This is a genomic window from Enterococcus sp. AZ080 (assembly GCF_051714945.1).
GTDB classification, from domain to species: Bacteria; Bacillota; Bacilli; order Lactobacillales; family Enterococcaceae; genus Enterococcus_B; species Enterococcus_B pernyi.
Genome location: NZ_JBIOSV010000001.1, coordinates 2,149,228 through 2,162,958, shown reverse-complemented (window position 1 = coordinate 2,162,958; position 13,731 = coordinate 2,149,228). Strand labels below are relative to the sequence as shown.

Annotated in this window: 16 protein-coding genes and 1 pseudogene; 10 read left to right on the top strand and 7 right to left on the bottom strand. The window is 38.9% G+C overall.

From position 1 onward, the window contains the following. The 5 genes from IGK01_RS10215 to IGK01_RS10195 form a co-directional block, all read right to left on the bottom strand. Positions 1 to 651 (bottom strand): NAD(P)-binding oxidoreductase, encoded by a 651-nt coding sequence (locus IGK01_RS10215; RefSeq protein ID WP_438748427.1) that lies wholly within the window; start codon positions 649 to 651, stop codon positions 1 to 3. Positions 652 to 794: 143 nt separating this feature from the next. Further along, the gene (locus IGK01_RS10210) at positions 795 to 1,409 is read right to left on the bottom strand and encodes an ECF transporter S component (protein WP_438840723.1); all 615 of its coding nucleotides are present in this window, start codon (positions 1,407 to 1,409) and stop codon (positions 795 to 797) included. 16 nt (positions 1,410 to 1,425) lie between these two features. Continuing rightward, positions 1,426 to 1,977, bottom strand: coding sequence for a phosphopantothenoylcysteine decarboxylase (gene coaC, locus IGK01_RS10205; RefSeq protein WP_010734775.1), 552 nt, complete (start codon positions 1,975 to 1,977; stop codon positions 1,426 to 1,428). A 13-nt stretch (positions 1,978 to 1,990) separates the two neighbouring features. Continuing rightward, positions 1,991 to 2,719, bottom strand: coding sequence for a phosphopantothenate--cysteine ligase (locus IGK01_RS10200; RefSeq protein ID WP_137072688.1), 729 nt, complete (start codon positions 2,717 to 2,719; stop codon positions 1,991 to 1,993). Further along, positions 2,716 to 3,705 (bottom strand): acrylyl-CoA reductase family protein, encoded by a 990-nt coding sequence (locus IGK01_RS10195; RefSeq protein ID WP_062804846.1) that lies wholly within the window; start codon positions 3,703 to 3,705, stop codon positions 2,716 to 2,718. Before IGK01_RS10195 ends, IGK01_RS10200 begins: the two co-directional genes overlap by 4 nt. Before the next feature lie 230 nt (positions 3,706 to 3,935). On the opposite strand from IGK01_RS10195, the gene IGK01_RS10190 reads away from it, so the two are divergent. The 7 genes from IGK01_RS10190 to IGK01_RS10160 all read left to right on the top strand — a co-directional run bounded on the left by IGK01_RS10190 (position 3,936) and on the right by IGK01_RS10160 (position 9,216). After that, the gene (locus tag IGK01_RS10190; RefSeq protein WP_019723760.1) at positions 3,936 to 4,478 is read left to right on the top strand and encodes a helix-turn-helix domain-containing protein; all 543 of its coding nucleotides are present in this window, start codon (positions 3,936 to 3,938) and stop codon (positions 4,476 to 4,478) included. A gap of 17 nt (positions 4,479 to 4,495) precedes the next feature. Beyond that, complete coding sequence (locus IGK01_RS10185; RefSeq protein WP_010734779.1) at positions 4,496 to 5,581, top strand: ABC transporter ATP-binding protein; 1,086 nt, start codon at positions 4,496 to 4,498, stop codon at positions 5,579 to 5,581. A gap of 11 nt (positions 5,582 to 5,592) precedes the next feature. After that, positions 5,593 to 6,399, top strand: a complete 807-nt coding sequence (locus IGK01_RS10180; protein WP_438748422.1) for an ABC transporter permease — start codon at positions 5,593 to 5,595, stop codon at positions 6,397 to 6,399. Further along, the gene (locus IGK01_RS10175) at positions 6,396 to 7,226 is read left to right on the top strand and encodes an ABC transporter permease (RefSeq protein WP_019723762.1); all 831 of its coding nucleotides are present in this window, start codon (positions 6,396 to 6,398) and stop codon (positions 7,224 to 7,226) included. The genes IGK01_RS10180 and IGK01_RS10175 overlap by 4 nt, the downstream gene beginning before the upstream one ends. Continuing rightward, positions 7,223 to 8,296, top strand: a complete 1,074-nt coding sequence (locus IGK01_RS10170) for an ABC transporter substrate-binding protein (RefSeq protein ID WP_023520096.1) — start codon at positions 7,223 to 7,225, stop codon at positions 8,294 to 8,296. The genes IGK01_RS10175 and IGK01_RS10170 overlap by 4 nt, the downstream gene beginning before the upstream one ends. Positions 8,297 to 8,593: 297 nt before the next feature. Beyond that, positions 8,594 to 8,941, top strand: a complete 348-nt coding sequence (locus IGK01_RS10165; protein ID WP_153830269.1) for a type II toxin-antitoxin system RelE/ParE family toxin — start codon at positions 8,594 to 8,596, stop codon at positions 8,939 to 8,941. Continuing rightward, on the top strand, positions 8,941 to 9,216 hold the full coding sequence (locus IGK01_RS10160) for a helix-turn-helix domain-containing protein (RefSeq protein ID WP_077151091.1): 276 nt from the start codon (positions 8,941 to 8,943) through the stop codon (positions 9,214 to 9,216). The genes IGK01_RS10165 and IGK01_RS10160 overlap by 1 nt, the downstream gene beginning before the upstream one ends. 216 nt (positions 9,217 to 9,432) lie before the next feature. Here IGK01_RS10160 and IGK01_RS10155 read toward each other — a convergent pair whose 3' ends face one another. Both IGK01_RS10155 and IGK01_RS10150 read right to left on the bottom strand, forming a co-directional pair. After that, complete coding sequence (locus IGK01_RS10155) at positions 9,433 to 9,579, bottom strand: putative holin-like toxin (protein WP_010734785.1); 147 nt, start codon at positions 9,577 to 9,579, stop codon at positions 9,433 to 9,435. Positions 9,580 to 9,888: 309 nt separating this feature from the next. Then, a pseudogene (locus tag IGK01_RS10150) lies at positions 9,889 to 9,984 on the bottom strand (putative holin-like toxin); the annotation flags it as partial. Between the two features lie 852 nt (positions 9,985 to 10,836). Between IGK01_RS10150 and IGK01_RS10145 the strand changes: the two are divergent. From IGK01_RS10145 to IGK01_RS10135, 3 genes are all read left to right on the top strand, one after another. After that, complete coding sequence (locus tag IGK01_RS10145) at positions 10,837 to 11,973, top strand: GLUG motif-containing protein (protein ID WP_438840722.1); 1,137 nt, start codon at positions 10,837 to 10,839, stop codon at positions 11,971 to 11,973. After that, complete coding sequence (locus IGK01_RS10140; protein WP_438840721.1) at positions 11,930 to 12,736, top strand: hypothetical protein; 807 nt, start codon at positions 11,930 to 11,932, stop codon at positions 12,734 to 12,736. The genes IGK01_RS10145 and IGK01_RS10140 overlap by 44 nt, the downstream gene beginning before the upstream one ends. A gap of 234 nt (positions 12,737 to 12,970) precedes the next feature. Continuing rightward, positions 12,971 to 13,540: an LPXTG cell wall anchor domain-containing protein gene (locus tag IGK01_RS10135; RefSeq protein ID WP_438840720.1), complete on the top strand. Its 570-nt coding sequence runs from the start codon at positions 12,971 to 12,973 to the stop codon at positions 13,538 to 13,540. Positions 13,541 to 13,731: the final 191 nt, after the last annotated feature.

Sequence of the window (13,731 nt, the reverse complement as noted above, 5' to 3'; positions counted from 1 at the left end):
TCAAGCCTCCTCAACAAGTTGTTTGATGGCATCCGATACTGTAGCTGATCCTTCAGATAGAACAACAGTTGTTTTTGAAATGTTTGGTTGATCCACTAACGCTGCTAAAACTTCTGCTACCGTTTTTCTTGTAATCGATTGAGCTGGTTTTTCGTCTGGTTTGGTCAATTGGATCGAAGTGACCTCCTCGTCGTTCGTCAAAGCTACAGGTTGTAGTATGACATAATCTAATGATGTCTGATTTTTCAACCATTCGTCTGCATAATATTTGGTAATATAATAATCAGTCATTGACTCAGGCCATTTCTCACGGTTATCCGCAAAAGCTGCACTGATCATCAAATAACGAGAGATATTTGCTTGCTCTGCTGCAATCATTGTTTTGATTGCGCCGTCTAAATCAACTTGTAAAAGATTTTTTCCTTGAGAACCAGCAGCAAAGATGACGAGTTCACTCTCTTGAAAGGCTTCCGTCATTTTTTCTGAAGACCAAGTTAAATCAAAGGGAACATAAGCGATATTTTCTTCATCATAAATCGCTTGGTTGGCAACATCTCGCACACCCGCGTAAACTTGATGTTCGGTTGTTCCCAGTTTTTGGATCAAATGACGCCCAATTTGTCCGTTTGCTCCTACTACAAAAATATTCATTTTCTTCATCCTTTCGCTACATATCTGTATCAATCATGGTAACACCAAAAGATAAAAAATTCAGGACTAAACACTTATCAACAAAAAAACCAAAAAAGAGCTAACATACCGCATCACTCTTTTTTGGTTTTTTAATCCGATCATTAATGAATCATTCGTAGTAAAACGGTAGATACCGCAGCTGTGACTAAACCAGCGACGATTGCTTCTGGTACGCCACTAGTAAAGATGACCGCTAAAACTGCTGAATAGACTGCATTGATATTTGTCCCAAGAACCTGTGCATAATCTTGTTGGAATAGAAAATAGATCAAGTTCATCACTAAGATCGTATTGGTCAGAGAACCAGCGATCCCTGCGAGAAACAATGAGAGCGGACTAACTTTGTTTTTTGTCAATCGCTGTATTCCTTTATATACGAAATAAGGAACAACACCGATCAGGATTCTAGGTATCAAGGCAATGATCAAGGCTTTCCAGCTTCCTTGATCTGTGCCGATCACCGGAATAAACGGTGAGAAAACAAAAGACAACGGTGTTGGTATGAACGTACTGCGAATCAGACTGATCAAACCAAATGTGCCACCGAGAAAGGCACCTAGCCGAGGACCTAAAATAATTGAAGCGACGATGACAGGGATATGCATCGTTGTTGCGTTGATCGGCCCAATCGGAATAAATCCGAGAGGCGTGACAGCGAGTAAGATCATAATTGCTAAAAACATAGCAGTTAAAGTAAAGTTTTTGGTATTTTTCATCATAACTCCTTAAATACTAGACCGACCTCTGATTCAGCAGAAGTGTGACTTGGTCGATAATGATTTGGTTATCCGCTAAAGCACCTTTTCCGTAATCGCCACAAGCTAAGAGGGATTCTCTAGGTTCAATCTCTTGATAACCGATTTCTTTTAGCGTCATTAAATTTCTTTGATTGATCGGATGTTGGTACATATTAGTATTCATCGCCGGTGCAATCAATTTTGGTGTTTCCGGTAAAAGTGCCATGGCAACAGTCGATAAGAGATCATCCGCTAGACCATTCGCTAACTTGCCGATAATATTTGCAGTGGCTGGTGCAATCAAAAACAAGTCTGCTTGTTTGGCTAGCTCGATATGGTTGATCACTGAAGGATCGTTTTCTTGCATAACGTCTGTATGGACAGCACGTTTTGAAAGGGATTGCAATGTTAAAGGTGTAATAAATTTGGTACTACTTTTTGTCATGATGACATCGACTTGATAACCGAGTTTGACTAGTTGATTTGTGATATCTGCACTTTTATAAGCAGAGATACTGCCCGATACGCCTAATAGGATTTTTTTCATCGTGAATTCCTCCTTATTTTAAAATCGCAGTGACGATACATTTTGCAATCTCTTGCTTGGTATCGGCTTCTATGACCTCTCCATTTTTTGATAATAAGTATCCATGATGTTGTGTTTCACTGACTTGGGTCAAGTCATTTGCTAAAATATAGTCGGTTTGATTGGTGATCAAGCTATTTTTAGCTACTTCCAATAAGTGTTCTTTCGAGACATCGACTAATAATTTAAAACCAACGATGACAGCATTTGGTTGCCATTGGCGTAAAGAACGAATAATCTTTGGTGTTTTCTTCAATGTCAAAAAGAGATAGTCCGTATCAGATGAAATCTTGGCTTCTTTACTAGCGGTTCGTTCTGTTTCTGCAAACCATGCCGGCAGTGAATCAGGGGTCAATGCCTCTTTACTCAAGCGCTCAGCAAACTGTTGTTCAGAAAGACTGAAAGCCGGTGTGAAATCACTAACTGCCATGCTATGGATAATGGCATCATAGGTATTTTCTTGCATCAATCGTTCTAATGTAGTCAATAAGTCTTGAGTAGATTCGATGAGATGGATCTTCAAATGCTCAGAAGCAGTAGGCTTTACAGCAGAACGTGTCGTCACGTAGTCGATTCTCACCGTCTCGTGAGCCAGAAAGACTTCTGCGATGGCTTGACCTAATCGTCCAGTCGAATGGTTTGTGATCGAGCGGACTTGGTCGATTCGTTCGCTTGTGCCACCGGCTGTGATCAATACCTTCATATTGTTTCACCTACAGTGACAAGTGTTCTTCCTTGGTGTGTCCCATCAAGGATTTTTTGGGTCGTTTCTTCCAATTGATCTAAGGTGATCTCATTGACGACTAAATGATCTGTTACAGATAGGTCTGCTAGTTGTTGCCAGATATTCAAGCGTTTCTCATGTGGGACATTGACTGAATCGATACCGATCAACTGGATATTACGTAAAATAAAAGGTAACACTGTTGTTGTCAATTTGATGCCCCCCGCATTGCCACAGAGAGCAGCTGCGCCATCATAAGCAATCAAAGGCAATAATCGTGTGAGCTGTTCGCCCCCAACAGTATCGATCACATAATCGACTTGTTGTTTATCTAACGGTTTATTTTTTTCTGGTAGAAAGGCTTCTGGATGAACGACTTGAGTCGCCCCTAGTTTCTGTAGCCAAGTCTTTGCTTCTTCTTTACGAGAAAATGCGGTGATTTGCTGAAAGCCCATTTTATGCAACATGGCAATTGCCACACTACCAACTCCGCCAGAGGCACCAGTGACGATCACTTTGTCCTCTGCTTTCATTCCTTGGGTAAGTAAAGCATTCACGCAAAGTGCAGCAGTCAAACCAGCGGTGCCTAAAACCATTGCCTGACGTAGGGTCATCGTTTCTGGAAGAGGGATGAGCCAATCTCCAGTTACTTTCTGGTAATCGCTATAGCCACCAGGTTGACTAACACCCAACCCATAGCCGGTTGCTAGAACTTGATCTCCTGGTTGAAATCGTTTGTCCAAGCTTTTCATGACGACACCAGAAAAATCAATTCCGGGAGTCATTGGATAATGACGAATCACTTGGCCATGTTCACTACAAGCTAACGCATCTTTATAATTGACATCTGAGTAAGCGATTTTTACCCAAACTTCATTATTAGTCAGCTCAGGAAATTCTTTGTCAACGATGCTTGTATGAAAAGTAGGCTCGTTGTTTACTTGAAACTGTTTGAATGTATTCATTAGATAGAAGATACTCCTTTCGAAATTTTCCTTAATCATACCATAAAGCGTTTCATTTTCTAGTAGTTTGCTGATTAATTTCTTCTAAAAAAAAGTCGAGATAACCGAAAAAGTACAAAAGAAATTCAAGCAAAAGGGTTGTTTTTTCAGCGGAAATTTGTATACTAATACAGGTGGTAGTAAACTTGGAGTTTACTATTAGAAAACTTCGCATAGGGGGACAGTGACAAATGGAAATTGGTGAGAAGTTACGAAATCTGCGTATCCAAAAAAACTTGACACAAGAAGAATTAGGGGAGCGGACAGATTTATCAAAGGGCTATATCTCACAACTTGAGCGGGATTTAAGTTCGCCATCGATGGAAACATTTTTCTCAATCCTTGAAGTATTAGGAGTTACCCCAGAAGCTTTTTTTCATCAAGAAACACCTAACCTTCAAATCGTTTATACGAAAGAAGATCGAACGGTCTATTATGATGAGGAAAATGGTTATGAACTGGAATGGTTAGTGACAGATTCCAACGAAAAAGAAATGGAACCAGTTTTATTGACATTCGATACAGCTGGTGAATATAAAACCTTTGAACCTTCACTCTCAGAGACATTTATCTTTGTCTTAGAAGGGGAGATCGCGCTAAGCTTGGGTGAGCGAGAGTATGTAGCAAAAAAAGGTCAATCGATGTACTATCAGGCAACGACACATCATCAATTACGCAATCATCAAAACAAACAAACTAAGGTATTGATCGTCGCAACCGAATCATACTTGTAATATAGGGGGCAGAAAAAGTGGGAAAACCAATCATATCATTCGATCAGGTCGTAAAAAGCTATGATGATGAAACAATTTTGAAGAATGTCAGTTTTGAGATCGAACAAGGGAAATTTTATACATTGTTGGGGCCTTCTGGTTGTGGGAAAACAACGATTTTACGAATCATTGCAGGATTTACGGAAGCAACCGAAGGAGATATTTATTTTGAAGGAAAGCGCCTAAACGATCTACCGGCAAATAAGCGCCAAGTCAATACGGTTTTCCAAGATTACGCCTTATTTCCTCATATGAATGTATTTGATAATGTTGCATTTGGATTGAAAATCAAAAAAATGCCTAAATCAGAAATCGAAAAAAAAGTCAAAGACGCATTACGTATGGTGCAATTACCTGGATATGAAACGCGGGAGATCAGCGAGATGTCAGGGGGACAACGCCAACGGGTGGCCATCGCGCGAGCTATCGTCAATGAGCCGAAAGTCTTGTTATTGGATGAACCGTTATCAGCCTTGGATCTAAAGTTACGTACTGATATGCAATATGAGTTGCGCGAACTACAACAACGTTTAGGGATCACCTTTATTTTTGTGACGCATGATCAAGAAGAAGCGTTAGCAATGAGTGATGAGATTTTTGTGATGAACAAAGGGAAAATCGTCCAAAGTGGTACTCCTGTGGATATTTATGATGAACCAATCAATCATTTTGTGGCAGATTTTGTTGGTGAAAGCAATATCGTCAATGGCGTGATGATTGAAGATAACTTGGTTGAGTTTGTTGGCAAACAATTTGAGTGTGTCGATGGTGGGATGCGCGTCAATGAACCAGTTGAAGTCGTACTTCGTCCAGAGGATTTAACGATCACAACACCGGATAAAGGGAAATTAGTCGTGACAGTTGACACTCAGCTATTTCGTGGTGTCCATTATGAGATCATTTGCTATGATGAGCAACAAAATGAATGGATGGTCCACTCAACGAAAAAAGCGCGCGAAGGGAGTCAAGTCGGCTTAGCCTTTGAACCAGAAGACATCCACGTTATGCGTTTCAATGAGTCAGAAGAAGACTTCGATGCACGTTTGGAAAGCTACGAAGAATAGGGGGAGAGAATATGAGAACAATGCGTAGGATCTATTCCATCCCTTATGTTTTGTGGCTTGGATTATTTGTGATTGCGCCTGTTTTGATGATCATCTATCAATCTTTTTTTGATATGAGTGGTCAGTTTACATTAAGCAATTATGCTGCGTACTTTACTTCAGGAACTTACATCGCCATGACGATCAATTCGGTATGGTATGCGTTATTGATTACATTATTCACATTGTTGATCAGCTATCCAACAGCTTATTTTTTAACGAAATTGAAACATAAGCAATTATGGTTGATGTTGATCATTTTACCGACATGGGTCAATTTATTGTTGAAGGCATATGCCTTTATCGGGATTTTCAGTATCCATGGAAGTGTCAACCACTTTTTCGAGTTTGTCGGCATTGGCCCACAACAGATTTTATTTACTGATTTTAGCTTCTTATTCGTAGCGACATATATCGAGATTCCTTTCATGATCATGCCGATTTTTAATGCTTTAGAAGAAATGAATCCTTCATTATTGAGTGCTAGTAAAGATCTAGGAGCAAGTAATTTTGAAACATTTCGCCGAGTGATTTTTCCTTTGTCATTGAACGGCGTGAAAAGTGGGGTACAAGCAGTTTTCATTCCCTCACTATCACTTTTTATGTTGACACGTTTGATTGGTGGAAATCGAGTGATCACGCTAGGTACAGCGATCGAACAGCATTTCTTAGTGACGCAAAATTGGGGCATGGGTTCAACGATCGGCGTGATTTTGATCATCGCTATGTTCGTTGTGATGTTACTAACTGGTGAGAAGAAAAAAGGAGGTCGCTCATGAGAAAAAAATTCAAATGGTCGTATCTCTATCTAACAGTTGTCTTTCTATTATTGTATTTACCGATTTTTTATTTGATTTTTTATTCCTTCAATGAAGGCGGAACGATGAACAGCTTTACCGGCTTTACTTGGGAGAATTATCAAGCGGTATTTGAGGATACACGACTGATCATCATCGTATTGAATACATTTATGCTGGCGTTCTTATCGGCTTTGATTGCAACGATCATCGGGACATTTGGCGCGATGGGGATCTATTACACGAAAAAACGTCAAGCACGAACGGCGCTATTGAGCATGAACAATATTTTACTTGTTTCTCCCGATGTGATCATCGGTGCGAGTTTTTTGATTTTCTTTACGCTAATCGGCTTTGGGTTAGGCTTTCAGAGTGTCTTGCTTTCCCATATCGCTTTTAGTATCCCTATCGTTGTTTTAATGGTCTTACCAAAATTGCAAGAAATGAACGATTCGATGGTGGATGCTGCGAGAGATTTAGGAGCGAATAATTTCCAAGTCGTAAAAAATATCATTTTACCGTTTTTATCTCCAGGAATCATTGCCGGTTATTTCATGGCGTTCACATACTCTTTAGATGATTTTGCGGTCACTTTCTTTGTAACAGGAAACGGCTTTACTACTTTATCCGTTGAGATCTATTCAAGAGCACGACAAGGAATCAGCTTAGAGATCAATGCGTTGAGCGCACTTGTCTTCCTGTTCTCGATGGTGTTAGTGATCGGCTACTACTTTATCAGTAAAGAAAACCGACCAAAACGATTGAAAAAAAATCGCCGCAACCGTGAGGAGGTGGCTCGTTTACGATGAAAAAATTACAATCTTTGCTGATCGGTATTATCTTGATCATTGGTGTATTGCTTGTCAGTGTTAGACAATTAGAAAAAGCGAGCGGAATGAGTGGAGCGAAAATCGTGACCATTTATAACTGGGGAGACTACATCGATCCTAGTTTGATCACGAAGTTTGAACAAGAATCCGGTTATAAAGTCAATTACGAAACATTTGACTCGAATGAAGCCATGTTTACCAAGATCCAACAGGGCGGAACCAATTATGATATTGCTATTCCTAGTGAATACATGATCCAAAAAATGATTGAAGAAAAACTTGTCATGCCTTTAGATCATAGTAAGATCAAAGGCCTGAACAATATCGATGATCGCTTCTTGGATTTGGATTTCGATCCTGATAATAAATATTCGATTCCTTATTTCTGGGGAACACTGGGTATCGTGTATAACGATAAAGTGTTCGACGAAGAAGAAATCAAGCATTGGGATGACCTTTGGAAACCAGAATTAAAAGACAGCTTGATGTTGATTGATGGAGCAAGAGAAGTGATGGGCTTATCTTTGAATAGTTTAGGGTATTCTTTGAACAGCAAAGACATGACCGAACTGAACGAAGCAGCACAAAAATTGAATAAAATGACGCCAAATGTCAAAGCAATCGTTGCAGATGAGATCAAAATGTATATGATCAACGAAGAGGCATCAGCAGCTGTGACTTTCTCAGGTGAAGCAGCAGATATGATGTATGAAAATGAACATTTACATTATGTGATCCCAACAGAAGGCTCAAATCTTTGGTTTGATAACATCGTCATGCCAAAAACAGCTAAAAACCAAGAAGGCGCCTATGATTTTATCAACTTCATGCTCGATCCGGAGAATGCCGCTCAAAATGCAGAATATATCGGCTACTCTACACCAAATAAAGCAGCCAAAGCATTGTTACCAAAGGAAATCTCCGAAGATGAACAATTTTATCCATCTGATGAAACGATTTCGCATCTTGAAGTTTACGAAAATCTCGGTTCAGAATACTTAGGAATCTATAATGATTTATTCTTAGAGTTTAAGATGTATCGGAAATGATGGTAAAACTCAAGGATCAAAAAACTTTGTTTTCGTACTTTTAGAAGCTCAGTTTTTCAAATTTCTACCAAAAGCGCCTTTTTAGGCGTCTTTTTTTGTTTTGATTTAAGGATAGCAATATAGATTAAAATAATAGTCTTTAATTAGCGTAATTGATTGTGTAAAGGATAAATCAACCATGAAAAGAAGGGAAAAATAAACATGCAATTTTGATTTGCCTAAAGAAAAAAGTTTTTAACAAATAGTAGAAAAATATAGCTAATTCGCTATATAATGATATGATTACAAGGAAATAAGTTGAATCATCCTAAATTTAAGTGGGACGATGATTTTGAAAGTTTCCTTGATTCATTGAGTGACAAGGAGGCTGCAAAAATTTTATCAATCATTGATAAAATTGAAAAAACAGATATACATACAGCCATGCGGCAAAAGTGGGTAAAAAAACTGGAGAGCAATCTACATGAAGTGCGAGCAAGTATAAGTAGTAATGCTTTAAGAGGGATATATTTTCAAAGAAAAGGGAATGAATATTTTATTACTCATGGGTTTCGAAAGAAAGCAAATAAGCTTTCCAGACGAGAGTTAGAAAAAGGTAGAAAGTTGCGAGACAATTTTGTAAGTAAGAACGAGAGGTGGATATGATGAGTCAAGTACAAAATTATATAAAAAAAAGAGCGGAAAAAAGTGAAGAATTTGTGCATCTAATGGAAATTGAAGAAGATAAATTAGATGTTGCGTTAAAACTAGCAGAATTAAGGAAAAGTGCTGGATTAACACAAAAACAATTAGCGCAAAAAATTGGGAAACCTCAATCAACCATTTCACGAGTTGAAACAGGTGAAATGAATCCTAGTATTGAGTTAGTGATCGAACTAGCACAAGGATTGGATAAAAAGCTTGTCATAAATTTTGAGTAATCATTTTTTAAGTCGGAATCTATTGGTCCAGCCAATTAGTTGTCTCCATAAATCCTTCTTATATATCAATCAGAATTGAAGAAGAAGCCGAAGTTGTGCTATAATAAAAACGAAAAAAGGAACTGCGTCAACAGTTCCCTTTTGACAGCACCGCTAAACCCGGTGACAGAATTTTATTCTAAGTTGGAAATAGTCGTCTCCGGGAAAAAGTGACGGCTATTTCTTTTTGTCATTTTTGTTGGTCAAGGCTAGGATGCCAAAGATCAAAGTAGCGGTAAATGAACCGAAACTGATCATTAGCCCTAACGCTGTTTCAACAGACAAAAGGCTTCTCCTTTCTTCGATTTCAGTACTTATCTCCATAAGCACCACCACCTTTTTAAAGTCGCCACCGTCATTCAACTTTACTGTCCCAAAAAGTATAGCATATCGCCCTAGATAGAGTCCTTGAACTTTAGATAAACACGGATGTTTTTTTGAAAAATTTGTATGTTCACTTAAAATACACTGAATCAGGAATCAGAATTGAAGAAGAAGCTGGAGTTGTGCTATAATAAAAACGAAAAAAGGAACTGCGTCAACAGTTCCCTTTTGACAGCACCGCTAAAAGCTAGTGGCAAGTGTAATAGTTAACTCAAAGAGAAGTAAACCATCGGCTCGCTAAAGTGACGGTTACTTCTCTTTGTCATTTTTCAGCATCGTAACACCCAAACCAACTAAAGCAACGGTAAACATACCGAAAGCTATCATTGTTTGGATTGTTTTATATCAAGACAAAAAGGTCAGTTACTTAGAGTTAGAAAAATGACACTATCAATTTAAGCGATTACGTCCTTTTCAATGGGTTCATATTTTGAATATCTAAAAAATAGTTAGTTGTTTATCTGTATCTGCGTAAATCAATTGCTAAGAAAAAGAAAGCAATCAGAAAATACATCCGTGTATTTTCTGGTTGTTTTTCTTTTTTTCTTATTTTTGTCAGTTAAAAGATCCGAAAATACTATCAAAATAAAATAACAAAAAAAATATTTGTTTTATGATTGATCGAATCATCATTCATGGTGGTTATCGGACACCTTCGCTTTTGATTGCCTGAATTAACAATGATTAACCTTATCATTTTATGAGGAGTAAAATTTACAATGTGCAAGTTGGCGGTTGTTTTTTCTATTTTTAGGAAACATTATAATTATCATTCTATGAAACGAAGTAAGAGATCGACAAATTAGTAATTAAACTGGAAGCCGTTAAGAAGATATTGAAAGTTCTCTCGATTCAGAGAGGGACATACTTTTATTTTAGTGGAAAATAAAAAAGATTTTTTTTGCATAACAATGTTTTAATATCTTGTGTTTCCTTATTGGTAAAAAAGTAATAACAAGAAGTTTCATGAAGTAAACATGAACTTTCATATCATAAATAAAAAAACATTTAGTTATAATATAATTGGAGTTCTCTAATTATAGGTGCTGCTTAGATAGTAAAAAAAGTTCATTTATCAAATTTTTTATGAGATAATTTGTATATAAATTAAAATATGGTTAGAGAGCGAAGGGCGGACATATTTATGATTAAACTGAACAAGAAAAACTTATTGCAAATATATTTTTAAGTTCAATGGTGTTAACGCAAACAGTACCGACTTTTGCAAACGTTCTAGAAGATATTGATCCAGTAAGACATACAGTTATTGAAGAAGAGCCAATAGACGAAGAAAAAGAAAGCTTTGATGATGAAATCATAAATGAAAAAGTGTCTTCCGAGGAAGTCGTGGTTCTGGAGGATGATCGTCATGTGGTGGTAACTGAAGAAGACGACCATGTAACACTCGAGACAACCGATCAACTGGTTGAAGTGCAACAGACAGTGATGGAAGAAACGGAAGCGCAAAACGAAACGATCATTGAATCGTACTTTTCTGGAGCAGGTGATGGTTCTCTCACCTCGCCCTTCCAAATCACCACTGAAGCTGAATTGAATGAAATGCGAAATGATCTCACGGCGCATTACCAATTGATGAATGATATTACACTCACTTCAGATTGGATACCTGTTGGATATGGGACAACTTTAGCAACAAAATTTACTGGAAGTTTTACAGCTGAACCTGGAACAGTGATCCGTAATATGATAGTGAATACTGGGGTACAACTTGGGGATCTGCATAATCGTGGGTTCTTCGGTGTGACAGACGGTGCAAAGATTTCCGAGATCACATTAGAAAATCCTCGGGTTGTGGGAGGGCTCTACGGAAATAATGTTGGGGGATTGATTGGTCAAATCAATGACCTATCTAAAGGACCAACGACCGTCACTGATTCTACTGTTATTGGTGGAAGTATTGAAGCAAGTGGGAATAACATTGGTGGACTAGTTGGTTATATGGCGAATACTGTCGCAGGTACTACGATTGCGCGCTCATCTTCTTCAGCAACGATAACAGTTAATGCCAATCCTTACATGTATCCTCAAGCTGTTGGGGGGCTGATCGGAGTAAATGGAAATACAGTTGTAGATAGTTATGCCACAGGAAATGTCACAGCGAATACAACCAATACTGGAGGACTAATTGGTCTGAATAGCTGGGGTAAAGTCAGCCGCTCGTATTCTACTGGGAACATTGACAGCCCGGAAAGTGAAAACGTGGGAGGTTTGATTGGTGGACACGACTTCTACAGTACAGTAGTCGATTCCTATGCGACAGGCGATGTTATTGGGAGAACGAACGTTCGGGGCCATTCATCCATATGCGATTGAAGTAGCACGCGACTATAGTACAGGACATGTAACTGGCATTGAAGCTGTTGGCGGTTTTGTCGGTAATGCCGGCTCTTTAACAATCAAAAACAGTTATGGGATGGGGGATGTCACTGGAGAATCCGATGTCGATCATTTCGGTTTAGGTGGAACGAATATCAATAATTACTACTATAATAACTCTGAAGCTTTATACGGCGGGGTTCCAGTTGGTGGTCAAGTGATCAAAGATGTCATTGAATTGCGCACGCAAGCGACTTATGAATCAAATGGTTGGGATTTCGGTAGTACTTGGGTGTGGGATACTGCGACAAATTATCCGAAGCTAGGACTAGGTAACGAGATGGATACTTTACCGATCAATGCGTTAGGAGAAACGCTTCAAGTGCCATATGGTGGAGCAGAAACAAAGATTCCACTTACTGATGTCTTTTCTTTATTCGGACGAGGTGGAAATCCAGATGATTATCTTTTTGAGACAAATGCGGATGGGGTAAGCATTTCAGCCGATGGTATGGATTTGATCTTGGAAATTTCTAGTGTTGGGATTTATGAAGTGACTGCTACACCAATCAGTCGTATCACTACATTAGAACCTGGACAGAATTGGAATAAAGCAATGATTGAAGTGACTCCGGCTGAGATCATTCTAGAAAAAGGGACAGTTTTTGCTCGTTCATTCAATGGAACGACTGAAATTGATCATTTCGATATGCCGACGTTAACTGGGGTGGCACCTGGAGATGAGGTGATTTGGCAATAAGCAAGCTTCCAATATACGAATAGTGCTGCTGGAACGAATACGATCGAAGGAGCGAACTGGACCATTGATTGGGGCACGGTTAACCTTTCCAACTATGAGGTTACCGGCTTACCGACTATTGGGAATCATGAGTATCTGGTCACAGATCTCTTTGATGTCGAAGCAATCACGAAAGCAGCCGGTGCATTTCTGAGAATAGATGAGGAATTAGCAAAACAAAACAATACCCATGAAGTGATCACGATTGCGGATACTGCACTTCTACACCATGACGACACCCCAAATACACCAGGCGAGCACTGGTACCATGACCATGCGGAAGAATTGCTGCAAGATGTGACCTACCTGATTTACGACACAGATCCACAAGCCACTCCGCTTGCACGAGTAGTAGCTTATGCGGATGGTGTAGCAGCGATAGATGGGGTTTTTGTAGGATTAAGTGCCAACACTACCTATTGGATCACTGCAATTTCAGATGAGAGCGACAACTTTTTAGCAGGGGAAGAGTCTGAACCCATTATGCTTACTACAGCACAGTCGGGAGGCACTGGGAATACTGGAAATGGTGGGAATAACATCAGCGCTCCTTCTGGCAACAATCAGTCAGGCAACAATCAAACCGGCACGACTCCAAATGGTGGTAGTGGCAGTGTAGCGACAAATGTTGCATCAACAAAAAATAATGGCAGAGACAGCAATCTACCGAAAACTGGCGAAGTAGCTAGTACATTCGCATTACTTGGTTTTGGCTCGGTAGGTACAGCTTTAGCTAGCTGGCTGAAGCGTAAGAAAAATAATTAAGTGGTGACATAAAGATTGAGCTAATTGTGTATAGTGTCAAGAAATATTTCTATGAATCTAGAATTTGTTTTTCGGATTTTTAGGTTTTGGACTATTTCTGAGAACTAACATGATTGTCTCAATCTTTTTTTCGTTGATTAAAAAAGAATAGGGAAGATCAGTGAGTAGTCATTCGACAGACAATCGTCGCC

Coding starts and splice junctions, on each gene's coding strand:
- IGK01_RS10175 (WP_019723762.1), top strand. CDS start 6,396: ATGAGAAAAAAATTCAAATGGTCGTATCTCTATCTAACAGTTGTCTTT.
- IGK01_RS10155 (WP_010734785.1), bottom strand. CDS start 9,579: ATGGAGATAAGTACTGAAATCGAAGAAAGGAGAAGCCTTTTGTCTGTT.
- IGK01_RS10195 (WP_062804846.1), bottom strand. CDS start 3,705: ATGAATACATTCAAACAGTTTCAAGTAAACAACGAGCCTACTTTTCAT.
- IGK01_RS10210 (WP_438840723.1), bottom strand. CDS start 1,409: ATGAAAAATACCAAAAACTTTACTTTAACTGCTATGTTTTTAGCAATT.
- IGK01_RS10180 (WP_438748422.1), top strand. CDS start 5,593: ATGAGAACAATGCGTAGGATCTATTCCATCCCTTATGTTTTGTGGCTT.
- IGK01_RS10200 (WP_137072688.1), bottom strand. CDS start 2,719: ATGAAGGTATTGATCACAGCCGGTGGCACAAGCGAACGAATCGACCAA.
- IGK01_RS10215 (WP_438748427.1), bottom strand. CDS start 651: ATGAATATTTTTGTAGTAGGAGCAAACGGACAAATTGGGCGTCATTTG.
- coaC (WP_010734775.1), bottom strand. CDS start 1,977: ATGAAAAAAATCCTATTAGGCGTATCGGGCAGTATCTCTGCTTATAAA.
- IGK01_RS10160 (WP_077151091.1), top strand. CDS start 8,941: ATGAGTCAAGTACAAAATTATATAAAAAAAAGAGCGGAAAAAAGTGAA.
- IGK01_RS10170 (WP_023520096.1), top strand. CDS start 7,223: ATGAAAAAATTACAATCTTTGCTGATCGGTATTATCTTGATCATTGGT.
- IGK01_RS10190 (WP_019723760.1), top strand. CDS start 3,936: ATGGAAATTGGTGAGAAGTTACGAAATCTGCGTATCCAAAAAAACTTG.